Consider the following 25,224-nt stretch of genomic DNA (forward strand, 5'->3'; position numbering starts at 1 on the left):
CCGAACCCGCGCACAGGAGGAAGCCATGTCGATCGATCAGCACGGAGACGCCCGCCTCGAGGGGATGTCGCTCCGCGGCCTGCCCAAGGTGTCGTTGCACGACCATCTCGATGGAGGGGTGCGCCCCGACACCATCGCCGAGCTCGCCGATGCGGCAGGTGTCGATCTCCCCGTCGACGACGGAGACGACCTCGCCGACTGGTTCGCCGAGAAGGGGGACTCGGGGTCGCTCGTGGAGTACCTCAAGACCTTCGACCTCACGACCGGCGTCATGCAGACGCGCGAGAACCTGACGCGCGTCGCACGCGAGTTCGTCGAAGACCTCGCCGCCGACGGCGTGATCTACGGCGAGGTCCGCTGGGCTCCCGAGCAGCACCTCGCCGGCGGGCTCTCGCTCGACGACGTCGTCGACGCCGTGCAGGAGGGGATCGAGGAGGGCGAGGATGCCGCGGAGGCAGCGGGTCGCGACATCCGCGTCGGCCAGCTGATCTCGGGCATGCGCCACACCCAACGCGTCCGTGAGCTCGCCGAGCTCGCCGTGTCGTGGCGAGGGCGCGGAGTGGTCGGGTTCGACATCGCCGGCCCCGAGGACGGGTACCTCCCCGCCCTGCACCGCGACGCCTTCGACTACCTCGCGCGGGAGTTCTTCCCGACGACGGTGCACGCCGGAGAGGCGGCCGGGCTCGACAGCATCCGTTCCGCCCTTCTCGACGGCCGTGCGCTGCGTCTGGGCCACGGTGTGCGGCTCGCATCCGACCTGAACGTCATCGAGCGCTCGGGCGAGGAGGTCATGGTGCAGTTCGGCGATCTCGCCCGCTGGGTGCGCGACCGCGAGATCACCCTGGAGCTCTCCCCGTCGTCGAACCTGCAGACCGGTGCGATCGAGGCGTGGGGCACCGCGATCGAGGACCACCCGTTCGATCTGCTCTACCAGCTCGGCTTCTCGGTCACGGTGAACGTCGACAACCGCACGATGAGCCGCACGAGCCTGACGCGCGAGCTCTCCCTGCTCGTCGACGCCTTCGGCTACGACCTCGGCGACCTCGAGGCTTTCCAGCTCAACGCCGCCGCGGGTGCCTTCCTGCCGGTCGAGGAGCGCGAGGAGCTCATCGAACTCATCGCCGCCGGCTTCGGCGCCTGACCTCCGCCCCGGCTGCTGACCGCGAGACCGCTTCTGCGCACCGAGACCCCGACATTCTGACGGGGTCTCGCCGCGCGGATCGGGTCTCGCGGTCTTGCGTGGGCTCCGGTCAGGGGAGCGCGGCGAGGAACGGGGCGATCGCGTCGGTCAGGGCGGCGGTCATGTCGGCGTCGGAGATCGTCGGGGTGCCGTCGCCGGCCTGCGGACCGTAGTCGCCGAACGAGGCGTGGGAGGCGCCGGCGATCTCGACGAACCGGGCATCGGCGGGCAGATCGCCCCTCGCGTCGGCGATCTTCTGCGGGGTGGAGAGACCGTCGTCGGAGCCCGCGAGGCTCAGCACGGGAAGACCGGAACCGCTGAGGTCGTTGGCGCAGTACGAGGCGAACAGCACGAGCGCGTCGGCGTCGGAGGCGAGCTGGCACGCCCGGACGCCTCCGAGCGAGTGCCCGCCCACCGCCCACGCCTCGACGTCGGGGGCGAGCGAGGTGAAGGCGTCGAGCGGGCGCGGGTCGAAGAACGCGAGGTTCAACCACGGCCGGGTGATGACGACGGTCACGCCGTCGTCGACGACCAGCCGGGAGAGCTTCGCCGCATACGCCCACGGGTCGACCTTCGCGCCCGGGATGAAGACGAGCCCGACATCGCTGCCGCCGCCGGCGGGCGCGAGCACGATGCCCGCGCCGTCGTCGGCGACCGTGATCGCGGGATCGCTCGTGACCGCGTCGAGCGGACCGGCCTCGGCGGCCATGACGCCGACCTGGCTCCAGACGACGACGCCGATGATCAGCGCCACGACGAGGCCGCCGATGATGCCAAGGGTCCAGCGCAGTGCCCGGAACCGACGACGCCGGCGCGGGGGAGTGCCCCCGGCCGGCGTCGCGTCGTGCGGATCGGTCACGTCAGGCTGCCAGCTCCGCCTGCCGCGCGGCGACCTGCGCCTCGATGCGGGCGAAGAGCGGATGCTGCGCGTCGAGGCCCGTCACCGACGCCGTGAACTCCGCGGCCGACTGCTCACGCAGCATCCGCTGGAGATCGACGGCCTGTGCGTCCTCCTGATCGGAGAACTTCAGAGCCGCGGCGATCGCGGCGACGAGGGCATCGACGGGGAGGCCGCGGTCGACGGCCTCGGCGGCCGGGCCGACGAAGCGCTCGTGTCGCGAGAGCTTGCGCAGCGGCTGCCGCCCGACGCGCCACACCGTGTCGGGGAGCGCGGGGTTGCGGAACCGCTGCAGGATCGTCGCGCGGTACTCGTGCTGCGTCGCGGCGTCGAGCTCGTGCTTCACGATGAGCAGCTCGGAGGTCTCGCGCAGCGCGCTCTCGACCTTCTCGGCGATCGCCGGGTCGGCGAGGGCGTCGGAGATGCGCTCGATCCCCGCTTCGGCGCCGAAATACGCCGTGGTGGCGTGCCCGGTGTTGACCGTGAAGAGCTTGCGCTCGATGTACGGCGTCAGGTCATCGACGAAGTGCGCCCCCGGGATGCGGGGAGGGTTGTCGCCGAACGGCGCTCGCTCGATGGCCCACTCGAAGAACGGCTCGACCGTCACGTCGATGCCGTCGCCCGGAGACTGGGCGGGCACGATCCGGTCGACGGCCGTGTTGGCGAAGACGGCGCGGGCGGAGACGGCGTCCCACGCATCTCCCGCGGCGTTCGCCATCTCTTCGCGGAGGGTGTCGGTCGCGCCGATCGCGTTCTCGCACGCCATGATCTGCAGCGGCGGCGACGCGGGGTCGCGAAGGCCCAGGCCCGCCACGATGTGCGGCGCGACGAACTTCAGGATCGTCGGGCCGACGGCCGTGGTGACCACGTTCGCCCCGGCGATCTCGTCGACGAGCGCCGCAGCGTCGGTGGCGCTGTTGATCGCGCGGAAGCCGGTGACGACGGTGTCGACGCCGCCCTCGCCGACCTCGTGCACCGTGTACTCGGACGCATCGTTGATCGCATCGACCAGGGACGCCGCGACGTCGGAGAACACGAGGTCGTAACCGCCCTGGTGCAGGAGCACGCCGACGAAGCCACGGCCGATGTTGCCCGCGCCGAAGTGGACGGCCTTCATGCGTCGTTGACCGCGGCGAGGGCCTGGTAGAGCGCCTCGGGGGCGTCGGCCTGCTTCAGGCGGGCGACCTCGTCCTCGTCGGAGAAGAGGATCGCGATCTGCGAGAGGATCTCGAGGTGCTCGTCGCCCTTGCCGGCGATGCCGATGACGAAGGTCACCGGCTCCCCGCCCCAGTCGACGCCGCCGTCGTACCGGACCACCGAGAGCGCGGAGTCGAGGATGGCGTCCTTCGTCTCGTTGGTGCCGTGGGGGATGGCGAGCTCGTTGCCCATGTAGGTCGAGACGGTCTCCTCGCGCTGCTGCATCGCGTCGAAGTACTCCGACGTCACGGCGCCGGCCGATTCGAGGATGTCGGCGGCCTCCTTCATCGCCTCTTCACGGGTCGCACTGCCGCTGTGGATGCGCACCTGGCCGATGCTGAGAACGTCGCGTGGCATGTCGTTCGCCTTTCGTTTCGAGGGGTCGGATGCCGAAGCATCCGTGGGTGAAAGCCTACGAGGCCGGGGCTTCGCGCGCCCGGCCTCGTAGGAGTGATCTTTCTTACTTGTCGTCGTGCTGGTCGCGCACGAGTTCCACGACCTCGTCGTACTTCGGCGAGTTCATGAAGTTGTCGACCGACACGTGGATCGAACCGGGCGTCTGCTTGCGCGCGCGGTCGGTCAGCTGAGCCTGGGTGATCACCAGATCGGCCGACGGGTCGAGGTTCGCGATGGCCTTGTTGGTCACCGTGACGTCGGCGAGACCGGCCTTCTTGAACTTGTTGCGCAGCACGCTCGCACCCATCGCCGACGAGCCCATTCCGGCGTCGCACGCGAAGACCACGTTCTGGATCTGCTTCGTGGCGACGATGCCGCCGCCGAGCGCTCCACCGGTCTCCTCCTCGGTCTCGAGGCGGTCGACGGCCTCCTCGGCCTCGCGAACCGCTTCGCGGTCGCGGCCGTCCGACGCACGGAGCGCGTCGAGAGCGGCGGACGACTTGCCCTTGTTCGCCGACGTCTTCGAGATGGCGGCGGAGAAGGCGTCGCCCTCGGCGAGCAGGTCGCGCTTGCGGGAGGCGCGCAGGATGATCGCCGAGATGAGGAACGTCACCGCGGCCGACAGCACCACGGACAGGATCACCGCGAAGTACCGGTTGTCGGCCACCTGGGCGAGCACCGCGAGGATGCTGCCGGGAGCCGCGGGGGCGCGGAGCTGGCCGCCCAGCAGCAGGTTGGTCGTGACGCCCGTCATGCCGCCGCCGATGAGGGCGAGGATGAGGGTCGGCTTCATGAGCGCGTACGGGAAGTACACCTCGTGGATGCCGCCGAAGAACTGGATGATCGCCGCACCGGGAGCGGACGCACGCGCCGCGCCGAGCCCGAAGAACGTGAACGCGAGCAGCAGGCCGACGCCGGGGCCGGGGTTGGCTTCGAGCAGGAAGAGGATCGACCCGCCGGTGTCGCTGTCGGCCGCCTGCTGGATGCCCAGCGGGGTCAGCACGCCGTGGTTGATGGCGTTGTTGAGGAAGAGCACCTTGGCGGGCTCGATCAGGATGCTCGTCAGCGGCAGCAGGCCCGTGTCGACCAGGAAGTTCACCGCGGTGCTGAGCACGTTCATGAGGCCGTTGATGAGGAACGCCAGCGGGTAGAACCCGACGATCGCCATCACGAAGCCCCAGATGCCGGCCGAGAACATGTTGACCAGCATCTCGAAGCCGGCCTTGATCTTGCCGTCCCAGAGCTTGTCGAGCTGCTTCATCGTCCACGCGGCGAGCGGGGCCATGATCATCGCGCCGATGAACATGTTGATCTCACCGAGCTGGTTGTCGGCGGGGAGGGTCAGGTTGACCTGTGCGATGAGGTAGTCGGAGCCGGCGATGACGCCGAACGTGGCGATCGCACCCACCACACCGCCGCGCACGGCGTAGACCAGGTGGCCGCCGAGATAGGCGATGAGCACCGGTAGCAGGTAGTGGATGAAGGGGCCGACGATCGTGGCGAGCTGGTCGTTGGGCGTCCAGCCCTTCTCGATGAAGAAGGCCGTGAAGATACCCCAGGCGATGAGCGCGGGGATGAGGGGCATGATCATGCCCGAGAGGAACGTGCCGAAGCGCTGCACCGCGACGCGTGCGCCGCCGGTGCTGCTCGTCACGTCTTTCGACGTCGTCGTCATTTGACCGCTTCTTTCTGTCGTGCGGAGGCGGCCTGCGCCGCCTCGCGTGCTGTGGCCGCGCCGTCGGCGGCCAGTGCTGCCTCGGCGATGCGTCGGGCATCGTCGAGAGTGTGGGTGAGGAGGGTGGCGCGCACGTCGGCCAGGGCCGTCGGCGCCATCGAGAGCGTGGTCGCGCCGAGACCGACGAGCACCACGGCCAGCAGCGGGTCGGCCGCCGCTTCGCCGCAGATGCCGACGGGCTTGCCCGCCGCCGCTCCGGCCGCTCCCACCTCGCGCACCAGGCGGAGCACCGCGGGGTGCCACGGATCCTGGAACGATGCCACCGAGCCGAGCAGGCGGTCGGCGGCGAGCGTGTACTGCGTGAGGTCGTTCGTGCCGATCGAGGCGAAGTCGGCGTGGCGGAAGATGCGGTCGGCCAGGAGCGCCGACGAGGGCACCTCGACCATGACGCCCGCGGTCTTGAGCCCGTAGTCCTTCGCGAGCGAGACGAAGTACTCGGTCTCCTCGACCGTCGAGACCATGGGTGCCATGACCCACAGATCGGCCGGTCCTTCGGGAGAGCGTCGCGTCGCCGCATCCGCCTCCGCGAGCGCGGTGAGCTGCTCGCGCAGGATGTCCTCGCTCGCGCGGAGGGCGCGCAGGCCGCGGAGGCCGAGCGCCGGGTTCTCTTCGTGCGCGTCGTTGAGGAACGGCAGGGGCTTGTCGGCGCCGGCGTCGAGCATGCGCACGACGACCTTCTTGCCGGGGAATGTCGCCAGCAGCTCGGTGTAGGCCGCGCGCTGCTCCTCGACGGTGGGGGCCGAGCTCGAGCTGAGGAAGAGGAACTCCGTGCGGAACAGGCCGACGCCCTCGGCGCCCAGCTCGACCGCCTCGGAGGCGCCGCCGGGCTTGCCGAGGTTCGCCAGCAGCGGCACGGCGGTGCCGTCGGCCAGAGCGCCCGGGGTGATGGGGGCGGATGCTGCGGCCGCACGGTCGGCGGCGCGGGTCAGTGCCCGGGCGAGCTCGTCGTCGGACGGCGAGGTCACGACGAGGTTGGCCGCGGCATCGACGATCACCGTCTCGCCCTCGGTGAGGCTCGCGGCATTCGCGGCGCCGACGACGGCGACGATGGACTTCTCGCGGGCGAGGATGGCCGTGTGCGAGGTCGGGCCGCCCTCGGTGGTGATCAGCGCGAGCACCTTGTCGAGGTCGAGCAGCGCGGTGTCGGCCGGGGCGAGGTCTTTCGCGACGAGCACGAACGGGTGCCCGGGGTCGGGGATGCCGGGGGCGGCGACGCCCCGGAGGCGGGCGATGACGCGCTGGGCGACGTCGTCGAGGTCGGCGGCGCGCTCGCCGAGGTAACCGCCGAGCGCGGTGAGCTGCTCGCGGAACGACGCGAAGGCGTCGTGGACGGCCCACTCGCCGGTCTTGCCGGCCTGCAGGCGGGTGTCGACCTCGGCTTCGAGGGTCGGGTCCTCGGCCATCATCGCCTGGGCCTCCAGCACGTCGCGGGCGGCGCCGCCCGCGGTGTTGCCGCGCTCTTCGAGCTCGCGCGCGACGGCGGCGACAGCCTCGCGGACGCGCGACGATTCCTCGTCGACGCTCAGCTCGCTGGGGGCGTCCTTCGGAGCCGGGAGGGGCTCCGCCATGCGTGCGACCGGCCCCTGAGCGACGCCCAGGCCGATTCCGACTCCGCGAAGTTCCGTCATGGTCTCGGTTCCCGTCATGCTGCGTCGTGGTCGGTGGTCAGGAGTTCGGCGAGGGCGTCGACCGTCGCCTCGGCGTGGGGGCCGTCGGCCGTGATCGTGACGTAGTCGCCCTGATCGAGCCCGAGGGCGATCACCCCGAGGATGCTGGCGGCGTTCACCGGGGCGCCCGCGTCCTTGGCGATCGTGACGGGGATGCCGGAGTCTTTCGCGGCCTGCGCGAACAGCTTCGCGGGGCGGGCGTGCAGTCCGTGGGACGAGCCGATCCTCACCGTGCGGGTGATCTGGGGCATGGGTGGTCCTTTCTCAGGCGTCGAGGGGGTCGGTGGCGCGTGCCGGGGAGCTCTGCACGGCCTGCTCGACCAGGTCGAGGGTCCGCACGCCGGACAGGTCGGTGAAGACGTCATCCGGGAGGAGGACGACCACGACGTCACGGGCCGCAGCATCCCTCTCGATCCTCTCGAGCGAGTCGGCCATGTGGGGTCCGACCAGCACGATGTCGGCGGCGTCCAGATCGATCGGGAGCGATCTGTCGGTGCCGGCGAACGCGGTGTAGGGAAGGCCGCGGTCATGAGCGGCGTGCCGCACGCGTTGCGCGACGAAGGTGCTCGACGCACCCGCACCACAGACCACGAGGATCCTCATCGATCCGCCTCCTTCTCGCCCATTCTTGTGAGAACGCTGGGAGACGACAACCAGGTTCGTTTCCCACCCCCCGGAATGAACGCTGGTGGGCCGCCGCCCGGGGGGTCGGCGCGTGATTGACTGGGAGGGCTTCCGCGACACGACGGCGGACGTGGAGGACGACGTGACACGAGCGAGACAGGATCGCCTGCTCGCCCTGCTGACCCGGAACGGCGAGTGGGAGACGGCGGCGACCCTCGCCGACTCCCTGGGCGTGACGCCGCGCAGCATCCGGTCGTACGTCAACGCCGTCAACGCCCGCGTTCCCGACGGGACGGCGATCGAGTCGGGACCGTCGGGCTACCGGGCGGGGGCGGATGCGGCGGCCGCCCAGCGAGCGGGCAGTGCGCCGGAGGCGGGCACCCCCCGCGACCGGCTCCACACGCTCGTGCGCGCGCTCCTGGACTCGCCCGACGGCATCGACGTGTTCGAGACCGCCGATGCCCTGCACGTCAGCACCGCCACCCTCGACGCCGACCTGGCCCGGGTGCGCGGGCTCCTCGGCGGCACCGAGCTGACGCTCGAGCGCTCCGCGTCGACCGCGCGGTTGCGCGGCACCGAGATGGCCCAGCGGCGGCTCCTGAGCAAGCTCGCCCACGACGAGATGGATGCGGGGCTGTTCGACCTCGCAGCGCTGCGCCGCACCCTCGGGGAGGGGTCGGTCGGTGCCCGCGCGTTCGGACCGTTCAAGTCCGAGCTCGTGGCGGAACTGGGCACGATGGGTTACTTCGTCAACGAGTTCGGGATCGGCGATGTCGTGATGCACATCGCGATCGCCGCCGACCGCATCACCCGCGACCGCGCACTCGAACGCGCGTCGACCGACAGCTCCGCCGCCCACTCCGAGGTCGCGGGCCTCCTCGACCGGCTCACTCTCCGGCACCTCGGCGTGCAGCTGGGCACCGGCGACCGCGAGCACCTCGCCACCCTCGTGCTCACCCGGGTCGTCGCCCCCGGCGCGCCCTCGGCCGATGACGCGCGCGCGCGACTCGATCCCGAGGTCGAAGCATCCGTGCGTGCCGTCGTCGAGCAGGCCGCCGCCGACTTCCTCGTCGACATCGCGCACGAGGACTTCATCCTCCGCCTCGCCCTCCACGTGCAGAACCTGCTGCACCGCGCGAGGGAGCAGGCGTGGTCGCGCAACCCCCTGACGCGCTCGCTGAAGTCGACGTATCCGATGATCTTCGACGTCGCCGTCTACATCGCCAGCGGTCTGCAGCGGAGCCTGGGCATCCCCATCCAGGACGATGAGATCGCCTACATCGCGATGCACGTCGGTGGGCGCCTGGAGCGCAGCAGGCGAGCCGACCAGCTGCTGACGGCGACGATCGTGTGCCCCGGGTACTACGAGCTGCACGAGCTGCTGCGCTCGAGCGTCGACCGCTCGCTCGGCCAGGCCATCGAGGTCGTCGGCGTCGAGACCCGCGTCGATCCCGACTGGGAGTCGATCGACACCGACCTCGTTCTCTCCACGATCGACCCGGCACGCCCGAGCGACCGCATCGTGCGGATCCAGCCGTTCCTCACCGACAGCGACGTGGAACGGGTGCAGGCGGCGGCCGGCCGTATCCGGCGCGGGCGGCGCCTCGCGCGGCTGCGCACCGAGCTCGAGCGCTATTTCGACCCGACCGCGTTCATCCGCGGCATCGACGCGGCCGAGGGGGAGTCGGGGGTGATCCGAGAGCTCGGGTCGCTGCTCGTGGCGCAGTCGGTCATCGACGACGACTACGTCGAGCGGGCGATCGACCGCGAGGCGCTCTCGTCGACCGCCTTCACCGACGCGCTCGCCGTGCCCCACGCGATGGACATGACCGCCTCGCGCACGCGGATCGCGATCGGCATCGCCGATTCCTCGATCCCGTGGGGCGAGGGCCGCGTGCAGGTGGTCGCTCTCGTGGCGTTCAGCGAAACCGACCGCGAGGCGTTCCAGACCGTGTTCGAGCAGTTCGTCGAGGTGTTCAGCGAGCGCGACAGCGTGCAGCGGATCGTGCGGCGCGGCACCGACTTCGCGGCCTTCCTCGACGAGCTGGTCGCCGTCATCGACGGCTGACGCCCGCTCGGGCGGGTTCGGGGCGCCTTTCTCCGGCTGGGGCGCGATATTCCGCGCCCCAGGGAGAAGATCGCGCCCCGATCGGGTCAGCTCGCGAGGCGCGCCTCGAGGCCGCGGCGGACGCCGGGCCACTCTCCGGGCAGGATCGAATACACGACCGTGTCACGCAGGATGCCGTCCCCGTCCACGCGGTGGTTGCGCAGCACGCCGTCCTGGCGTGCGCCGAGGCGCTCGATCGCCGCGCGGGACTGACGGTTGTGCCAGTGCGTGCGGAACTCCACCGCGATCGCGTCGCAGGCCTCGAAGGCGTGGCCCAGCAGCAGCAGCTTGGCCGCGCTGTTGACGGCGGTGCGCTGCACGCGGGGTGAGAGCCAGGTGTGGCCGATCTCGACGTGACGGTTCGCCTGGTCGATATTGCAGTACGTCGTCATGCCGACCGCGGTGCCGTCGGGGAGCACCACGGCCCAGGGGTTCATCGAGCCGCTCTCGCGCGTCGCCAGCCGGGCCGCGATCTCGGCGGCCACATCGCCGGGGGTGGGGACGCTGGTGTACCAGGCGTGTTCGAGACCGGATGCTGCGACCTCGAGGTCTTCCGTGTGACCGGCCGACAGCGGCTCTAGCCGCACGCGCGCGTTCTCGAGGGTGACGGGTTCGACCAGATCCATGCGACGAGCCTAGGGCTCGCCCGCGCGACGCCGGGCGCCCGCAGCATCCGCCTATCCCGGCGGGTCGATGCCGAACGAGGCCAGCGTCAGCGCACGGCGTCGAGCATTTCGCGAGCGCCCGCGGCGAGCTCCGCGAGGCGTTTGCGCGCCTTCTTCTCGGTCGTGGCGCGCACGTCGAGGTAGAGCTTCAGCTTCGGCTCGGTGCCGCTCGGGCGCACGATGAGGCGGGAGCCGTCCTCGAGCGAGAAGCGCAACACGTCGCCGGGCGGCAGGTCGCCGAGTCCGTCGCGCAGGTCGTCGACCCGGGATGCGGCGACCCCGCCGACCGTCTTCGGCAGGTCGTCGCGCAACGTCGCCATCATGGCGGCGATCTCGGCCACGTCGTCGACGCGGACGGAGATCTGGTCGCTCGCGAACGCGCCGAAGGTCTCTCGGAACTCCGAGAGAACGTCGGCGATGGTCTGACCGTCTTCTCGTGCCTGGCCGACGAGACCGAGCATCGCGACGGCGGCGGAGATGCCGTCCTTGTCGCGCACCGTGCCGGGGTTGACGAGGTACCCGAGGGCCTCCTCGTACCCGAAGACGAGACCGGGGGCGCGGGAGATCCACTTGAAGCCCGTCAGGGTCTCGCGGAAACCCAGGCCGTAGTGCTCCGCGATGCGCCCGAGCCCGGGCGAGGAGACGAGCGAGCAGGCCAGCGTCGCCGACGGGTCGCGGGGCACGCCGTTCTGGTCCACGGCGGCGCGGGCCGCCCGCCAGCCGAGCAGCAGCCCGACGTCGTTGCCGCTGAGCATCCGCCAGCCGCCCTCCGCCGAAGCATCCGGGATCGCCACCGCCAGGCGGTCGGCGTCGGGGTCGTTGGCGATGATCAGGTCGGCGGAGTTCTGCCGCGCGGTCTCGTAAGCCAGGTCGAGGGCGCCCGGCTCTTCGGGATTGGGGAACGCCACCGTGGGGAATGCGCCGTCGGGGTGCAGCTGCGCTTCGACGGGGATGGGCGCCGGATACCCGGCCGCCTCGACGATGCGAGAGAGGGTCTCCCATCCGACGCCGTGCATCGCGGTGTACACCCAGCGCAGTCCGTCCGCGCCGACGGGGGCGGGGGAGACGGCCGCGGTGGCCGTGACGTAGGCCTCCACGAGCGACTCGTCGGCGTTGGAGTACCCGACGGAACGGGGGAGTTCGCCGAGCTCGGTGGTGTCGGCGATCCGCTGGATGTGCGCCGCGATCGCCGAGTCGCTCGGCGAGACGATCTGCGCGCCGTCGTCGTCGCCGCCGAGGTAGACCTTGTAGCCGTTGTCGTCGGGCGGGTTGTGGCTGGCGGTGACCATGACGCCGGCCGACGCGCCGAGGTGGCGGACGGCGAAGGCGAGCACGGGAGTGGGGAGCATCCGCGGCAGGAGGATCGCGTGGAGTCCGGCACCGGCGAAGATCTCGGCCGAGTCACGGGCGAACACGTCGGAGTTGCGGCGACCGTCGTAGCCGATGACGACCGACGGCGCATCGCCTCCACCGGCGCGCTCGAGCAGGAACGCGGCCAGGCCCGCGGCTGCTTGCGCCACCAGCACGCGGTTCATGCGGTTGGGCCCGGCGCCCAGCGCGCCGCGGAGTCCCGCGGTGCCGAACGCGAGTCGCTGCGAGAAGCGGTTCGTCAGCTCGGCGGCGGCCGCAGCATCCGCCTCCTCGGTGCGGCTGATCAGCGTGCGCAGCTCGTCGCGGGTCTGTCCGTCGGGATCCTGCGCCAACCAGGCGCGGGCCGCCTCCAGCAGGTCGTCGGTGCGCGACGCCGCGTCGGCGCTCACAGCGCCTCGATGACGCGCGCGAGCAGGGCGGAGATCACGGGCTCGGCCTCACGGCCGGCCTCGAGCACCTCTTCGTGGCTCAACGGCGTGGTCTGGATACCGGCGGCGAGGTTCGTGATGAGCGAGAAGCCGAGGATCTCCATGCCCGCCTGGCGGGCGGCGATCGCCTCGAGAGCGGTCGACATGCCGACGATGTGGCCGCCGATGGTCTTGGCCATCTGCACCTCGGCGGGCGTCTCGTAGTGGGGGCCGCGGAACTGGCAGTACACGCCCTCGTCGAGAGTCGGGTCGATCGTGCGTGCGAGGTCGCGCAGCCTCGGGGAGTACAGGTCGGTCAGATCGACGAAGGTCGCTCCCTCGAGGGGCGAGGCGGCGGTGAGGTTGATGTGGTCGCTGATGAGCACCGGCTGCCCGGGCGTCCACGTCTCGCGGATACCACCGGCGCCGTTGGTGAGGATCATGGTGGACGCGCCGGATGCTGCGGCCGTGCGCACGCTGTGGACGACCCGGCGCACGCCGTGGTTCTCGTAGAAGTGCGTGCGGGCTCCGATCACGAGCACGTGCTTACCCGCGGGGGTGCGGACGCTCCGCAGCGTGCCGACGTGCCCGGCGAGAGCCGGAGCGCTGAACCCGGTGACCTCCGTCGCAGGGAACGATGCGACGTTCTCGCCGATGAGCTCGGCGGCGCGTCCCCACCCGCTTCCGAGAGTGACGGCGATGTCGTGGCGCTCGACGCCGGTGAGGCGTGCGATGTCGGCGGCGGCGGTGGCGGCGATCTCGAACGGATCGGCCGTGGGGTCATCGAGAGGGTTCTCGGCAGATGAGGACATGAGCCCACTCTAGGAATCGCCGCGTTTCGTCGCCACACGCGACGCGCGACAGAATGGAGTACATGTCCTCTCTCAGCTTCGAGCGAACCCAGCGCGTCGCCATCATCGGCGGTGGCCCCGGCGGTTACGAAGCGGCGCTCGCCGCCGCCCAGCTCGGAGCCGAGGTGACCCTCGTCGAGCGCGCGAGCGTCGGTGGCGCCGCGGTCATGACCGACGTCGTGCCGTCGAAGACCCTCATCGCCACGGCCGATGCCGCGGTCGCGATCAAGGGCGCGAGCGCCCTGGGGGTTCAGCTGTTCGCGAAGGGTGGCGACGGCAAGCCGCTGCAGCCCGAGGTCGCCATCAACCTCGCGGCCGTGAACACCCGGCTGCTCTCCCTCGCCCGCCAGCAGTCCGACGACATGCGTGCCTCGCTCGTGGAGGCCGGTGTGCGCATCGTCTCCGGGCACGGTCGCCTCGAGGGCGACTCCGCCGTCGTGATCGCCACCGAGCCGGGCGGCACCGACTTCGACCGCGTCGAGGCCGACACGCTGCTCGTCTCCGTCGGTTCGTCGCCGCGCGAGCTGCCCTCCGCCAAGCCCGATGGCGACCGCATCCTCACCTGGACCCAGCTCTACGGCATGCGTTCGCTGCCGAAGCACCTGATCGTCGTCGGCTCCGGCGTCACCGGTGCCGAGTTCGCCTCGGCCTACATGAACCTCGGGTCGAAGGTCACGCTCGTCTCCAGCCGCGACCAGGTGCTCCCCGGAGAGGACTCCGACGCCGCGGCCGTGCTCGAGAAGGTGTTCGAGCGCGGCGGCATGACGCTGCTGTCGAAGGCGCGCGCCGAGAGCGTGGTGAACACCGGCGACGGCGTCGTCGTGACCCTCGCCGACGGGCGGACGGTCGAGGGAAGCCACTGCCTCATGGCGGTCGGCTCGATTCCCAACACCGCCGGCATCGGACTCGAGGAGGCCGGCGTGCAGCTGACCTCGTCGGGCAACATCCGGGTGAACCGTGTCGCGCGCACCTCCGTGCCGAACATCTACGCGGCCGGCGACTGCACCACGTTCGTGCCGCTGGCGTCGGTCGCCTCCATGCAGGGCCGCACCGCGATCTTCCACGCGCTGGGCGACGTGGTCATCCCGCTCGAGCGCCGCCGCATCTCGGCGAACATCTTCACCGCACCCGAGATCGCCACCGTCGGCTGGTCGGAGCAGGACATCGCCGACGGACGTATCGACGGGGTCGTGCGCAAGCTCCCGCTCTCGGCGAACCCGCGCGCGAAGATGCAGGGCATCAAAGACGGCTTCGTCAAGATCATCGCCCGGCAGGGGAGCGGTACCGTCATCGGCGGCGTCATCGTCGGCCCCCGCGCGTCGGAGCTCATCTACCCGATCGCGATCGCCGTCGAACGACGTCTCACGATCGACCAGGTCTCCCGTGTGTTCGCCGTCTATCCGTCGCTGTCGGCGAGCATCACCGATGCGACCCGGGCGATGCACGTCGTCGACCGCAACGACCTCGACTCCTGAGGCGAGGCGGCCGCGCGCCGCCTCCGCCCGTCCCTGCGCCGGCGCGCCCGCGCTCGCTTCCGTGCGCTCCGTCCCTGCCGGCGGCACTAACTCAGGATGAAAGGGCTGCCATCTGCGCGACACGCCGCCTGGGCGGCCGTGTCGCCGCGCTCATCCTGAGTTCGTGCGGGGAGAGGTCTTCTCCCGGTCGCCGGCGGGCCGGCGTAGGCCGGCTCTGCACACCCATCCGCGCAGCCGCACCCCGGCCCGGCGGGTGGGACAGTTCGGCGGATGGCTCGCTCCGCCCGGTGGCCGCTCCGTATCCGCCCCGTGTCTGCCGCCGATGCGTCCGTCCCTCTCGGCTCCGCCCGCCCATCGCACCAACTCAGGATGAGAGGGGTGCCCTATTGGCGACACGCCGCGCGGGCGGTTGTGCCGCCGCGTTCATCCTGAGTTCGTGCGGGGAGAGGTGTTCTCCCGGCCGACGGCGGGCTGTCCTGGCCGCCCCGGCAGGTCCACCCGCGCAGCCGCACCCCGGCCCGGCGGGTGGGACAGCCCGGAGGCTGGGGCGGCCCGGCACATACCACCGGCGGCTGGGGCGGCGCGGCGCGTACCCCGCAGCCGCAGCCTCACCCGCAGCCGCACCCCGGCCCGGCGCGCGCGGCAGACCGGCGGCTGGGGCGGCGCGTACCCCGGCTCCGCACCCGCAGCCGCACCCCGGCTCGGCGCGCAGGCACCCTCCGCGCCCAGGCCGGCGTGGCACCAACTCAGGATGGTCTCACCGCGGGAGCGGAAAGACGCAGGTGTGGGCGGGCCCGCGCAGCATCCCCTTGAGTACGGGCCGGGCCGGGCCGGGCCGGGCCGGGCCCGGGCCCAGGGACGAGGGGAGGCGGGTCGCGCGGGGCGAGGGGGCGGCCGGGCTACGCGATCGTGAGCAGCGTGTGACCGGCCGAGACGGTGGCGCCGGGGGTGGCGTCGATCGAGCCGATGACGCCGTCCTTGTGGGCCTGGATGGGCTGCTCCATCTTCATCGCCTCGAGCACGACGACGAGGTCGCCCTTGACGACCTGCTGTCCCTCTTCGACGGCGATCTTCACGATTGTGGCCTGCATGGGCGATTTGACCGTGTCACCGGTCGCGCCCGAGACGCCGGATGCTGCGTGCGCGCGCCGCGAGGGAGGGGCCGCCACGGGGCGTCCGGCCGGGGCCGCGGCCACGCGATCGGGGAGGTTCACCTCGAGGCGCTTGCCGCCGACCTCGACGACCACCGTGTGTCGTGCGGCCGGCACGGCGGGAGCGTCGAGCTCGCCGTCCCACGCCGGGATGTCGTTGACGAACTCGGTCTCGATCCAGCGGGTGAAGACGCCGAAGCGGCCGTCCTCGGCTGTGAAGGCGGGCTCGCGCACGACCTTGCGGTGGAACGGCAGCACCGTCGGCAGGCCCGCGACCTCGAACTCGTCGAGCGCGCGACGCGCCCGCTCGAGGGCCTCGGCGCGGTCGCGGCCGGTGACGATGATCTTGCCGAGGAGCGAGTCGAAGGCACCGCTGACGCTGTCGCCGGCGGTGACGCCCGAGTCGAGGCGGATGCCGGGGCCGCCGAAGGTCTTGAAGACGTGGATCGGGCCCGGCTGGGGAAGGAAGCCTCGGCCCGGGTCTTCACCGTTGATGCGGAACTCGATCGAGTGGCCGGTCGGAACGGGGTCGCCGTAGTCGAGCTCCCCGCCCTCGGCGAGACGGAACTGCTCGCGCACCAGGTCGATGCCCGTGATCTCCTCGGAGACCGGGTGCTCGACCTGCAGGCGGGTGTTGACCTCGAGGAACGAGATCGTGCCGTCGGCACCGATGAGGAACTCGCACGTTCCCGCCCCGACGTATCCGACCTCGCGGAGGATCGCCTTCGACGCGCTGTAGAGGATGTCGTTCTGCTCCGGGGTGAGGAACGGCGCGGGCGCCTCCTCGACGAGCTTCTGATGACGGCGCTGCAGCGAGCAGTCGCGCGTGGAGACGACGACGACGTTGCCCGCGGCATCCGCCAGGCACTGCGTCTCGACGTGGCGCGGCTTGTCGAGGTACTTCTCGACGAAGCACTCGCCGCGCCCGAAGGCGGTGATCGCCTCGCGGGTGGCCGAGTCGAACATCTCGGGGATCTCTTCGGCGGTGCGCGCGACCTTCAGGCCGCGCCCGCCGCCGCCGTAGGCCGCCTTGATGGCGATCGGGAGTCCGTGCACGTCGGCGAAGGCGACGACCTCGGAGGCATCGGCGACGGGACCGGGCGTGCCCGGAGCCAGCGGCGCGCCGACCTTCTCGGCGACGTGTCGCGCGGTGACCTTGTCGCCGAGCGCTTCGATGGCGTCGGGCGAGGGGCCGATCCACACCAGGCCTGCGCCGATGACGGCGCGGGCGAAGTCGGCGTTCTCGGCGAGGAAGCCGTAGCCGGGGTGCACGGCGTCGGCACCGGAGCGTCGGGCGATCGAGAGGATCTTCTCGATCGAGAGGTAGGTCTCGGCGCTGGTGGCGCCCTCGAGGGCATAGGCCTCGTCGGCGAGACGCGCGTGGAGGGCGTCGCGGTCCTGGTCGGCGTAGACGGCGACGGACGCTTTGCCCGAGTCGCGCGCCGCGCGGATGACACGAACGGCGATCTCGCCGCGGTTCGCGATGAGCACCTTGGCGATCTTCGGCATAAGAGTCAGCCTATCGACGGTCTGGGGAAGGCCTTTAGCGCCACTCCACAAGAAAATGGGTGAAACGTGTCGGGTGTCTCTCACCGGTTCCAGAGAGAGGTCCACTCCACGTCGAGTCGGCGCACGAGCACGCGCAGTGTCGACAGCGACATCCCGACCACGGTGGAGGGGTCGCCGTCGATCCGGTCGATGAACGCACCGCCCAGGCTGTCGACGGTGAAGGCCCCCGCGACCTGCAGCGGTTCGCCGGTCGCGACGTACGCGGCCACCTCGTCGTCGGTGACGTCGGCGGAGAAGGTCACGGATGCTTCGGCCACCGCGAATGCCTCGCGCGGCGCTTCGCCGGGCACGACGCGGAAGACGCTGTGGCCCGAGTGCAGCACGCCGGTGGCTCCCCGCATCCGATTCCACCGGGCGATCGCGGTGTCGGCGGTGTACGGCTTCCCGAGGATCTCGTCGCCGAGCGCGAACATCGAGTCGCCGCCGATCACGATGCCGTCGAAGGCGGGGTCGATTCTCTCGGCCACATCGGCGGCCTTCCGGCGTGCGAGCAGCAGAACGTGCTCGGGCGCGGACAGGCGCCGTGCCTCGGCCGCCTCGACCTGGGCGACGGCCGCCTCCTCATCGACCTCCGGAGCCATGGTCTCGGGTTCGATCCCCGCCTGACGCAGGAGCATCAGTCGGGCCGGGGAGGTGGAGGCGAGGCAGACGCGCATGCCTCGACGGTACCCGGGCGATCCGCGACGCGTCGCGGTCGCCGCGGCGGTCGCGACGTGAAAAGCTCGGGGGATGCAATCAGGAGATCTCGTCGACCTCGACGTCACGGGGGTCGCCCACGGCGGCGTCTTCGTGGCCAGACACGAAGGCCGGGTCGTGTTCGTCCCCGACGCCATCCCCGGCGAGCGGGTGCGCGCACGGCTCACCGACACGTCGAAGTCGTCGTTCTGGCGGGCCGAGGCCCTGGAGATCCTGGATGCGTCGCCCGACCGTCGTGCGCACGTCTGGGGCGCGGCCGACATCTCGGTCGCTCCGGAGCGCCGCGCCGGGGGCGCCGACTTCGGTCACATCGCGCTCGCCCGTCAGCGGCAGCTGAAGCTCGACGTCTTCGCCGACGCCCTGCAGCGCATCGGGCGATTCACCGACTTCCCCGTGACGATGGAGGAGCCCTCGGCCGGCGCGCTCACGGCCGAGACCGCCGACGGCACCGGGTGGCGCACCCGCGTCAGCCTCCACGTCGACGACGAGGGCCGCGTCGGCCCCTACGCTCCGCGCAGCAACACGGTCATCGAGGTCGACGACCTTCCGCTCGCGACCGCGGCCGTCGAACGCGCAGCCCTCGGCCTGCGCTCCGGAGCCTCCGGCCGCATCGACCTGGTGCAGCCCGCGGACGGCCGCGTGCGCGTGCTCGCCCGACCCGACTCCGAGCGCCGCGCGCCGGGCATGCCGGAGGTCGTCGTCGAGCGCGTCGGCGACCGCGAGTTCCGAGTCGACGACCGGGGCTTCTGGCAGGTGCACCGCCTGGCCGCGAACACCCTCACCCGCATGGTGAGCGAGGAGCTCGGCCGGATCGATCCCGACGCCTGGCACCTCGACCTCTACGGCGGAGTCGGACTCTTCGCCGCGACGCTCGGCGACCTCGGCGGCCCGACGACGCGGGTGACGTCGGTCGAGTCCGACGCACGTGCCACCGAGCACGCCGGTGAGAACCTCGCGGAGTGGGTCGGAGCCCGGGCCGAGACCGCACGCGTCGACCGCTTCGTCTCGAAGCTCTCGGCCGAAGCATCCCCCCGTGAGCGCGAGCGGCTCTCGCAGGGCGTCGTGCTCCTCGACCCGCCGCGCGCCGGAGCCGGTCGCGAGGTCGTGCGGGGGATCGCCGCACTCTCGCCCGCGGTCATCGCCTACGTCGCCTGCGATCCGGTGGCCCTCGCTCGCGACCTCCGCACGTTCGCCGACCTCGGCTACTCCGCCCGTCGCGGGGTGCGTGCCGTCGACCTGTTCCCGAACTCCCACCACGTCGAGGCGCTCGCCGTGCTGGAGCGCGACACGGATACGATGTCGGCATGACGCGAGTCGCGCTGATCGACGATCACGAGTCGGTGCGACTCGGCCTGGAGGCCGCCTGCGCCGGCGAAGAATCGACCGCGGTGGTCTTCTCCGGAAGCAACGTGACCGAATACCTGCAGTGGCGTCTGGCCGGCGATGAATCGCCCGCCGACGTCGTCGTGCTCGACCTCACGCTCGGCGACGGCACGACGGTCGCCGAGAACGTGCAGCGTCTCGTGGGCGACGGATCGAGCGTGCTGATCCACAGCGTCGCCGACCGCCCCGCCGCCGTGCGCGAGGCGTTGTCGTCGGGGGCCGCCGGAATCGTGAGCAAGGCGTCGCCGATCCACGAAGTGATCGGCGCCATCCTCACGGTCGCTCGTGGTGAGCTGTTGAACAACGTCGAGTGGGCCAGTGCCGTCGAGGGCGACCGCGAGTTCGCCGACGCACAGCTGTCCGTGCGCGAGCGCGAGGTGTTGCGGCTCTACGCGGCCGGGCTCCCGCTCAAGGTCGTCGCCGATCGGCTGGGTGTGGCGTATTCAACTGCCAAGGAGAACATCACCCGGGTCAGGGTCAAGTACGTCGAGGTCGGCAGGCCCGCCCCGACGAAGATCGACCTGCGACTGCGGGCCATGGAGGACGGCATCATCGGTCCGTCCGACGGAGAACGCCATGGCTGAAGCGGGCAGGTCGGTGCTCAACGAGGCGTGGGGGCGCATCCCTCACACTCGTGAGACCGCGGAAGGATACGGATCCTTCACCCGCACCCGCATCGAGCGCGTCAGCGAGCTGCTGATCGGTTCGGGCAGCTTCGTGTTCGCGCTGCAGGCGTTCGTCGCGGCCCTGGGCCCGGGCGACGAGCGCGACGGCTGGCACACGCCGCTGGTCGCGGCCGTCTTCCTTCCCCTCGCCGCGATGATCGTGGCGTGCTTGGTGGGCCGATTCGCGCGGGTCTTCGCGGGTGTGTTCGTCGTCGTCTACATCGCGGTGCTCGCGCTCTGGCCGATCGCGACGGTGGGGTCGCAGCCGTCACCGACCGAAGAGCCGTGGACCTTCTATCTGCTGACGGTGGCCACCGCCGCCACCGTCGTCGCCCTCCCGCTCTCCCTGCAGATCGCCGTGAACATCGCGGCGCCGCTGCTGTTCGGGCTCACCCGCCTCATCCAGGGCGACTTCGACGACGCTTTCTTCGTGCCCGTCGGGCTCGACGTGTCGTTCGCCATCATCCTCGGCAGCGTCCTGGTGGTGCTGGGGTGGACGTACCGCTCCGTCGCCGCGAACGTCGACGAGACCCGGGCGCGCGCGGTCGCGAGCTACGCCGCGGCCGCGGCCGCAGCGGCCACCGAACGCGAGCGCGTGGCGGTCGCAGCCCTCATGCACGACAGTGTGCTCGGCGCTCTCCTCGCCGCCGAACGCGCCGGCACGCCGCGCGAGCGCACGCTCGCCGTCAGCATGGCCCGGGAGGCCCTCACCCGCCTTGCTAATGCCGAGAAGGACGCGTGGGAGGGCAGTGACGAACCGGTGGATGCTGCGCACCTGGCCGACGAGATCGAGGCGGCCGCGCGCGAGATGGGCGTCGACACCGCCGTCGTGCGTCGGCTCGACGACGAGACGCCGCGTGTTCCGGGACGCGTCGCGCGTGCGCTGGTGCTTGCGGCCATGCAGGCCGTCGCCAACGCCGTGCAGCACGCCGACGCCGCGGGGCTCCGGGTGGAGTTGCGCGGACGCGCGGAACCCGGCGGCGTCACGGTGCGGGTGCGCGACGCGGGCGGCGGGTTCGACATCGACCTCATCCCCGACGACCGTCTGGGTATCCGCGGGTCGATCCAGGCGCGCGTGACCGCGGTCGGCGGGCGCACCGAGATCGAATCGGGGGCGACCGGCACGACCGTCACCCTCCACTGGGAAAGCGGTGATCGCTGGTGACCGTCCGCGGAATCGTCTCCGTCATCGGAGTGGCCTTCACGGCCTACCTCGCCGCCCGCGGGCTGTTGTTCACCGGCGCCGTCCAGACGCCCTGGGTGACCTACCTCGCGTTGACCCTCTATCTCGTCGTCACGTGGACGGTGATCTTCTGGGGTTATCGGCCGGGCGCGGCCTCGACCGGCGCCGTCCCGCGCGCCACCCTCCCGCTGTGGCTCGCCCTCCTCTCCCTGGTCGCGGCGATCGTCGTCCCCAACGCGATCCTCTGGGCCGTGCCGGTCGAATCGCGCAGTCTCCCGTTCGCGACCTGGTTCATCGGCGGCATCGGTGCGCTGATGACGGTGGTCATGGTGCGCCGTCGCCCGGTCACCGCGTGGATCGGCGTAGGACTCATGTCGGTGTCGGCCATCCTGTGGCTCGGTCCGCTCGCTGCGCTGAGCCTCGGCCTGCCGGGCTCGATCGTGTGGGTCGCCGCCGCCCAGTTGCTCATGTACGCCCTCGACCGGGCTGCCCGCGACACAGAGCAGCTCGCGAGCCTGCAGCAGGCGGCCTCCGCGTGGCAGGCCTCACAGGTGGGGCGCCAGCGCGAGCGCCGTGTGCAGGTGCAGCGCGCCCTCCAGGCCGCGGGGCCCGTGCTGGGCCGCACGATCGAGACCGGTGGCAACCTGCGGCCGGAGGAGCGCGTCGACGCACGTCTGGCCGAGGGTCGCCTGCGCGACGAACTGCGGGGCCGCCGTCTTCTCGACGACGCCGTGCGGGCCGAGCTGGAGGCCGTGCGTCGTCGCGGCTCCGCGGTGACCATGTTCGACGAGGGAGGCCTGGAAGACCTCGACGACGCCGCGCTGGCGATCGTTCGCGCCGAGCTCGCCGAGACGCTGCGTGACGCCGCATCCACCCGTCTGATCATCCGCACCTCGCCGCACGCGCAGATCGCCATCACCGTCGTCGGGCGGTCCGGCGACGGGGAGAGCCTGTCCGACGAGGACAGCGTCGACCTCTGGCGCGAGATCCGTAGACCCTGACGCGCGGAAGTCTTCTCCTCCACCGTCCCGGTAGGGGAGGGGTCCGGGACGGTGGAAGAGAAGAAAGAGAAGGCGAGGGGCGGCGAAGCCGCCCGCCCCTCGCCGTGCGAACGGTTACCCGAAAACCGTCCGCGGGACCGATCCTGGCTCTAATGAGCAGGTCGGCCGAACGCGTAATGCGTTCCAGCTCATTCAGTATCTGCGACCCCAACGCCCGCGTCTGTAGGTACTTCGGGGGACAAATGCTTAGCCTGTCGCCGGCTCAGCCGCTGAAGCCGCCCCACCGGCGTTCGCGGTCAAGGGGTCGGCGCAGGCCGCGTGCCGACAGCTCCCAGCGCGAACGTGCGGGGGCGACGATCGCGGGTTCGGCGGACTCCTCGAGGTAGGCGCCGCCGACGACCGCGATCAGGGCGGCGAGCTCTTCGTCGGTCGGGTTTCCGCGGCGCACCCGGATGTCGGGCGGCGTCGCATCGCCGGCCGCCGTGCTCTCGCTCACAGGGGGATGTTCCCGTGCTTCTTGGCCGGCTGGGTCGCGCGCTTGTTGCGGAGGGCACGCAGGGCCTTCGCGATCGACACGCGCGTCTGCGCGGGTTCGATGATGCTGTCCAGCTCGCCGCGCTCGGCGGCGAGGAACGGCGAGGCGACGTTGTACGTGTACTCGCTCGCGAGACGCGCCCGCACAGCGGCGACGTCTTCGCCGGCCTCCTCGGCGCGCTTGATCTCGCCGCGGTAGAGGATGTTGACGGCGCCCTGCCCGCCCATGACGGCGATCTCGGCGGTCGGCCAGGCGAGGTTGATGTCGGCGCCGAGCTGCTTCGAGCCCATGACGATGTACGCGCCGCCGTAGGCCTTGCGGAGGATGACGGTCACCAGGGGCACGGTCGCCTCGGCGTAGGCGTAGAGCAGCTTCGCGCCACGGCGGATGACACCGGTCCACTCCTGGTCGGTGCCGGGCAGGTAGCCGGGCACGTCGACGAGGGTGACGATCGGCACCGAGAACGCGTCGCAGAACCTCACGAAGCGGCTCGCCTTCTCGCCGGCCTCGATGTTGAGCGTGCCGGCCATCTGCGACGGCTGGTTCGCGATGATGCCGACCGTGCGCCCCTCGACGCGGCCGAACCCGATCACGATGTTCGGGGCGAACAGCGGCTGCACTTCGAGGAACTCGCCGTCGTCCATCAGGCGACCGATCACGGTGTTGATGTCGTAGGGCTGGTTGGGGGAGTCGGGGATGACGGTGTTGAGCGACCGGTCAGCATCCGTCGTCTCGAACTCGAAACCGGTGTCGAACACGGGGGTCTCGGCCATGTTGTTGTCGGGGAGGAACCCGAGCAGGGTGCGCGCGTAGTCGATCGCGTCGTCTTCGTCTTCGGCGAGGTAGTGCGCGACGCCCGAGCGGGTGTTGTGCGTGTAGGCGCCGCCGAGCTCCTCCATGCCGACGTCCTCGCCGGTGACGGTTTTGATGACGTCGGGGCCGGTGACGAACATCTGGCTCGTCTTGTCGACCATGATCACGAAGTCGGTGAGGGCGGGGGAGTACACCGCACCGCCGGCCGCCGGGCCCATGATGAGCGAGATCTGGGGGATGACGCCCGAGGCCGCGGTGTTCAGGCGGAAGATCTCGCCGTACTTGCCGAGGGCGACGACGCCCTCTTGGATGCGAGCGCCGCCGGAGTCGAGGATGCCGATGATGGGGATGCCGCTGCGCAGCGCGAGTTCCATGACCTTGATGATCTTGTCGCCGGCCGCCTCGCCGAGCGAGCCGCCGAAGGTGGAGAAGTCCTGCGCGTAGACGGCGACGGTGCGGCCGTGGATCGTTCCCGTGCCGGTCACGACGGAGTCGCCGTAGGGGCGTGACTTGTCCATGCCGAACGCCGTCGTGCGGTGGCGGACGTACTCGTCGAGCTCGACGAACGAGCCCGGATCGACGAGCAGGGCGATGCGCTCGCGGGCGGTGAACTTGCCCTTCGCGTGCTGCTTGGCCTGGGCGGCGGCCTCGGCGTCGACGACCGCCTCCTGGTACCTCGTGCGGAGGTCGGCGATCTTGCCGGCGGTGGTCGCGTGGTCGGGCTGCTCTGTCACGCGTTCCACACTAGCGGCGGGCTCCCTCTCGGCCTTGGAGGGTGCGCACAACGACTCGCCGAATCCCCTGTCGTCCAGCGCACGTCGGTGAGTTCGGCGCGATTCGGTGCGTATTGCTGTTCAAGGTCACCGAAGAGCGCCGAACTGACCGATTCGGGTGGGGCGGGTCACCGCGCGAGGTGAAGATTCTGCGCCATGGCGGCCAGGATGGTGGCCTCCACCCGGGGCCAGTCGTCGACGATCTCGCGGTAATCGAAACGCAGCACGGTGTATCCGAGCAACCGCAGCCGGCGGTCGTGGGCGATGTCGGATCGACGTTGTCTCGGATCGGAGTGGTGGGCGAAGCCATCGATCTGCACGACGAGCCTCGCACCGATGAGCCCGTCGACATGATGGCCGTCGATCTTGACCTGCTGTCGTACCAGGACGCCTCGCCTCCGCATCCGTGAGACGAAGTAGGTCTCGAGGCCGGAGTGCGACAGAGCGGTGGTCTCGTCGCGGAGCGCCCGAGCCCGCTCGCCGCGCCAGTCGATCGCCCCGATGCTCTCGACAGTGATGAGGCGGGCGCGCACCGCTGATTCCCAGATCGCGAGGGCTTGTTCGTGAGGACGACAGACCGCGACGGCGGCGAGCATGTTCTCGACCGCATCGATGAGAAGCCGCCGGGGGCGCGCAATGATGCCGGCGCCCCAGTGTCCGTGTGCGGCGGGTGGTGACCTGCGCGCTCCTCTTGGCACCGCCAGGTGGACCGTGGGGTCGTCGTCGGCCCGCCAGAGCGTGCGCAGCGACGCCGCGGAGACGCACGTCACCGCGCAGCCGGTTTGGGCGGCGACCAGCAGTTCCGGGGGTGCGCCGGGAAGCAGCACCCAGTCGCGGCCCGCTCGCACCAGCCTTTCCCTCTGGACGGCCGCACGAATGGCG

22 protein-coding genes are annotated in these 25,224 nt (G+C 71.1%); 7 read left to right on the plus strand and 15 right to left on the minus strand.

Annotated features, from left to right (window positions below):
* Positions 1-25: 25 nt before the first annotated feature.
* A complete protein-coding gene (locus DEU34_RS04020; protein ID WP_121148920.1) occupies positions 26-1,141 on the plus strand; it encodes an adenosine deaminase in 1,116 nt (371 codons plus the stop codon).
* A gap of 109 nt (positions 1,142-1,250) precedes the next feature.
* Here DEU34_RS04020 and DEU34_RS04025 read toward each other — a convergent pair whose 3' ends face one another.
* The 7 genes from DEU34_RS04025 to DEU34_RS04055 all read right to left on the minus strand — a co-directional run bounded on the left by DEU34_RS04025 (position 1,251) and on the right by DEU34_RS04055 (position 7,676).
* Positions 1,251-2,039 (minus strand): alpha/beta hydrolase, encoded by a 789-nt coding sequence (locus tag DEU34_RS04025; RefSeq protein WP_259460017.1) that lies wholly within the window; start codon positions 2,037-2,039, stop codon positions 1,251-1,253.
* A 1-nt stretch (position 2,040) separates the two neighbouring features.
* A complete protein-coding gene (locus tag DEU34_RS04030) occupies positions 2,041-3,195 on the minus strand; it encodes a mannitol-1-phosphate 5-dehydrogenase (RefSeq protein WP_121148921.1) in 1,155 nt (384 codons plus the stop codon).
* Positions 3,192-3,632, minus strand: a complete 441-nt coding sequence (locus DEU34_RS04035) for a PTS sugar transporter subunit IIA (protein WP_121148922.1) — start codon at positions 3,630-3,632, stop codon at positions 3,192-3,194. Before DEU34_RS04035 ends, DEU34_RS04030 begins: the two co-directional genes overlap by 4 nt.
* Before the next feature lie 103 nt (positions 3,633-3,735).
* On the minus strand, positions 3,736-5,346 hold the full coding sequence (locus DEU34_RS04040; protein ID WP_183042352.1) for a PTS mannitol transporter subunit IICB: 1,611 nt from the start codon (positions 5,344-5,346) through the stop codon (positions 3,736-3,738).
* Positions 5,343-7,034 (minus strand): phosphoenolpyruvate--protein phosphotransferase, encoded by a 1,692-nt coding sequence (gene ptsP / locus DEU34_RS04045; RefSeq protein ID WP_121149705.1) that lies wholly within the window; start codon positions 7,032-7,034, stop codon positions 5,343-5,345. The genes DEU34_RS04040 and ptsP overlap by 4 nt, the downstream gene beginning before the upstream one ends.
* Before the next feature lie 14 nt (positions 7,035-7,048).
* Positions 7,049-7,324 (minus strand): HPr family phosphocarrier protein, encoded by a 276-nt coding sequence (locus DEU34_RS04050; RefSeq protein ID WP_121148923.1) that lies wholly within the window; start codon positions 7,322-7,324, stop codon positions 7,049-7,051.
* A 13-nt stretch (positions 7,325-7,337) separates the two neighbouring features.
* Positions 7,338-7,676, minus strand: coding sequence for a PTS sugar transporter subunit IIB (locus tag DEU34_RS04055; RefSeq protein WP_121148924.1), 339 nt, complete (start codon positions 7,674-7,676; stop codon positions 7,338-7,340).
* Positions 7,677-7,839: 163 nt separating this feature from the next.
* Between DEU34_RS04055 and DEU34_RS04060 the strand changes: the two genes are divergently transcribed.
* Complete coding sequence (locus DEU34_RS04060) at positions 7,840-9,765, plus strand: transcription antiterminator (RefSeq protein WP_121149706.1); 1,926 nt, start codon at positions 7,840-7,842, stop codon at positions 9,763-9,765.
* A gap of 86 nt (positions 9,766-9,851) precedes the next feature.
* Here the strand turns inward: DEU34_RS04060 and DEU34_RS04065 are convergent, their stop codons facing one another.
* The 3 genes from DEU34_RS04065 to DEU34_RS04075 form a co-directional block, all read right to left on the minus strand.
* Positions 9,852-10,430 carry a GNAT family N-acetyltransferase gene (locus DEU34_RS04065; RefSeq protein ID WP_121148925.1) on the minus strand — a complete coding sequence of 193 codons (579 nt, stop codon included), beginning with the start codon at positions 10,428-10,430 and terminating at the stop codon, positions 9,852-9,854.
* An 86-nt stretch (positions 10,431-10,516) separates the two neighbouring features.
* On the minus strand, positions 10,517-12,229 hold the full coding sequence (locus tag DEU34_RS04070) for a phospho-sugar mutase (protein ID WP_121148926.1): 1,713 nt from the start codon (positions 12,227-12,229) through the stop codon (positions 10,517-10,519).
* Positions 12,226-13,059 carry a purine-nucleoside phosphorylase gene (locus DEU34_RS04075; RefSeq protein WP_121148927.1) on the minus strand — a complete coding sequence of 278 codons (834 nt, stop codon included), beginning with the start codon at positions 13,057-13,059 and terminating at the stop codon, positions 12,226-12,228. Before DEU34_RS04075 ends, DEU34_RS04070 begins: the two co-directional genes overlap by 4 nt.
* 53 nt (positions 13,060-13,112) lie before the next feature.
* On the opposite strand from DEU34_RS04075, the gene DEU34_RS04080 reads away from it, so the two are divergent.
* A complete protein-coding gene (locus DEU34_RS04080) occupies positions 13,113-14,573 on the plus strand; it encodes an NAD(P)H-quinone dehydrogenase (protein ID WP_121148928.1) in 1,461 nt (486 codons plus the stop codon).
* A gap of 899 nt (positions 14,574-15,472) precedes the next feature.
* Here the strand turns inward: DEU34_RS04080 and DEU34_RS04085 are convergent.
* Both DEU34_RS04085 and DEU34_RS04090 read right to left on the minus strand, forming a co-directional pair.
* Positions 15,473-17,233, minus strand: coding sequence for a biotin carboxylase N-terminal domain-containing protein (locus DEU34_RS04085; protein WP_121148929.1), 1,761 nt, complete (start codon positions 17,231-17,233; stop codon positions 15,473-15,475).
* 80 nt (positions 17,234-17,313) lie between these two features.
* Positions 17,314-17,949 (minus strand): nucleoside triphosphate pyrophosphatase, encoded by a 636-nt coding sequence (locus DEU34_RS04090; RefSeq protein WP_121148930.1) that lies wholly within the window; start codon positions 17,947-17,949, stop codon positions 17,314-17,316.
* Positions 17,950-18,022: 73 nt separating this feature from the next.
* On the opposite strand from DEU34_RS04090, the gene DEU34_RS04095 reads away from it, so the two are divergent.
* From DEU34_RS04095 to DEU34_RS04110, 4 genes are read left to right on the plus strand one after another with little or no spacing between them, the layout of a single operon-like run.
* Positions 18,023-19,297, plus strand: a complete 1,275-nt coding sequence (locus DEU34_RS04095; protein ID WP_121148931.1) for a class I SAM-dependent RNA methyltransferase — start codon at positions 18,023-18,025, stop codon at positions 19,295-19,297.
* The gene (locus tag DEU34_RS04100) at positions 19,294-19,956 is read left to right on the plus strand and encodes a response regulator transcription factor (protein WP_121148932.1); all 663 of its coding nucleotides are present in this window, start codon (positions 19,294-19,296) and stop codon (positions 19,954-19,956) included. The genes DEU34_RS04095 and DEU34_RS04100 overlap by 4 nt, the downstream gene beginning before the upstream one ends.
* Positions 19,949-21,202: a sensor histidine kinase gene (locus DEU34_RS04105; protein WP_121148933.1), complete on the plus strand. Its 1,254-nt coding sequence runs from the start codon at positions 19,949-19,951 to the stop codon at positions 21,200-21,202. Before DEU34_RS04100 ends, DEU34_RS04105 begins: the two co-directional genes overlap by 8 nt.
* A complete protein-coding gene (locus DEU34_RS04110; protein ID WP_259460018.1) occupies positions 21,199-22,221 on the plus strand; it encodes a hypothetical protein in 1,023 nt (340 codons plus the stop codon). Before DEU34_RS04105 ends, DEU34_RS04110 begins: the two co-directional genes overlap by 4 nt.
* A 262-nt stretch (positions 22,222-22,483) precedes the next feature.
* On the opposite strand, the gene DEU34_RS04115 is transcribed toward DEU34_RS04110, so the two are convergent.
* The 3 genes from DEU34_RS04115 to DEU34_RS04125 form a co-directional block, all read right to left on the minus strand.
* Positions 22,484-22,717 carry an acyl-CoA carboxylase subunit epsilon gene (locus tag DEU34_RS04115; protein ID WP_121148935.1) on the minus strand — a complete coding sequence of 78 codons (234 nt, stop codon included), beginning with the start codon at positions 22,715-22,717 and terminating at the stop codon, positions 22,484-22,486.
* On the minus strand, positions 22,714-24,303 hold the full coding sequence (locus DEU34_RS04120) for an acyl-CoA carboxylase subunit beta (RefSeq protein WP_396652100.1): 1,590 nt from the start codon (positions 24,301-24,303) through the stop codon (positions 22,714-22,716). The genes DEU34_RS04115 and DEU34_RS04120 overlap by 4 nt, the downstream gene beginning before the upstream one ends.
* Positions 24,304-24,470: 167 nt before the next feature.
* A complete protein-coding gene (locus tag DEU34_RS04125) occupies positions 24,471-25,190 on the minus strand; it encodes an endonuclease domain-containing protein (protein WP_183042353.1) in 720 nt (239 codons plus the stop codon).
* Between the last annotated feature and the right edge of the window lie 34 nt (positions 25,191-25,224).

This window comes from Microbacterium sp. AG1240 (assembly GCF_003635115.1).
Lineage (GTDB): Bacteria > Actinomycetota > Actinomycetes > Actinomycetales > Microbacteriaceae > Microbacterium.

Excerpts from the sequence above, each read along its gene's own strand:
- DEU34_RS04020 (WP_121148920.1), top strand. The coding sequence starts at position 26 with ATGTCGATCGATCAGCACGGAGACGCCCGCCTCGAGGGGATGTCGCTC.
- DEU34_RS04030 (WP_121148921.1), bottom strand. The coding sequence starts at position 3,195 with ATGAAGGCCGTCCACTTCGGCGCGGGCAACATCGGCCGTGGCTTCGTC.
- DEU34_RS04035 (WP_121148922.1), bottom strand. The coding sequence starts at position 3,632 with ATGCCACGCGACGTTCTCAGCATCGGCCAGGTGCGCATCCACAGCGGC.
- DEU34_RS04040 (WP_183042352.1), bottom strand. The coding sequence starts at position 5,346 with ATGACGACGACGTCGAAAGACGTGACGAGCAGCACCGGCGGCGCACGC.
- ptsP (WP_121149705.1), bottom strand. The coding sequence starts at position 7,034 with ATGACGGAACTTCGCGGAGTCGGAATCGGCCTGGGCGTCGCTCAGGGG.
- DEU34_RS04050 (WP_121148923.1), bottom strand. The coding sequence starts at position 7,324 with ATGCCCCAGATCACCCGCACGGTGAGGATCGGCTCGTCCCACGGACTG.
- DEU34_RS04055 (WP_121148924.1), bottom strand. The coding sequence starts at position 7,676 with ATGAGGATCCTCGTGGTCTGTGGTGCGGGTGCGTCGAGCACCTTCGTC.
- DEU34_RS04065 (WP_121148925.1), bottom strand. The coding sequence starts at position 10,430 with ATGGATCTGGTCGAACCCGTCACCCTCGAGAACGCGCGCGTGCGGCTA.
- DEU34_RS04075 (WP_121148927.1), bottom strand. The coding sequence starts at position 13,059 with ATGTCCTCATCTGCCGAGAACCCTCTCGATGACCCCACGGCCGATCCG.
- DEU34_RS04080 (WP_121148928.1), top strand. The coding sequence starts at position 13,113 with ATGGAGTACATGTCCTCTCTCAGCTTCGAGCGAACCCAGCGCGTCGCC.
- DEU34_RS04085 (WP_121148929.1), bottom strand. The coding sequence starts at position 17,233 with ATGCCGAAGATCGCCAAGGTGCTCATCGCGAACCGCGGCGAGATCGCC.
- DEU34_RS04090 (WP_121148930.1), bottom strand. The coding sequence starts at position 17,949 with ATGCGCGTCTGCCTCGCCTCCACCTCCCCGGCCCGACTGATGCTCCTG.
- DEU34_RS04095 (WP_121148931.1), top strand. The coding sequence starts at position 18,023 with ATGCAATCAGGAGATCTCGTCGACCTCGACGTCACGGGGGTCGCCCAC.
- DEU34_RS04100 (WP_121148932.1), top strand. The coding sequence starts at position 19,294 with ATGACGCGAGTCGCGCTGATCGACGATCACGAGTCGGTGCGACTCGGC.
- DEU34_RS04105 (WP_121148933.1), top strand. The coding sequence starts at position 19,949 with ATGGCTGAAGCGGGCAGGTCGGTGCTCAACGAGGCGTGGGGGCGCATC.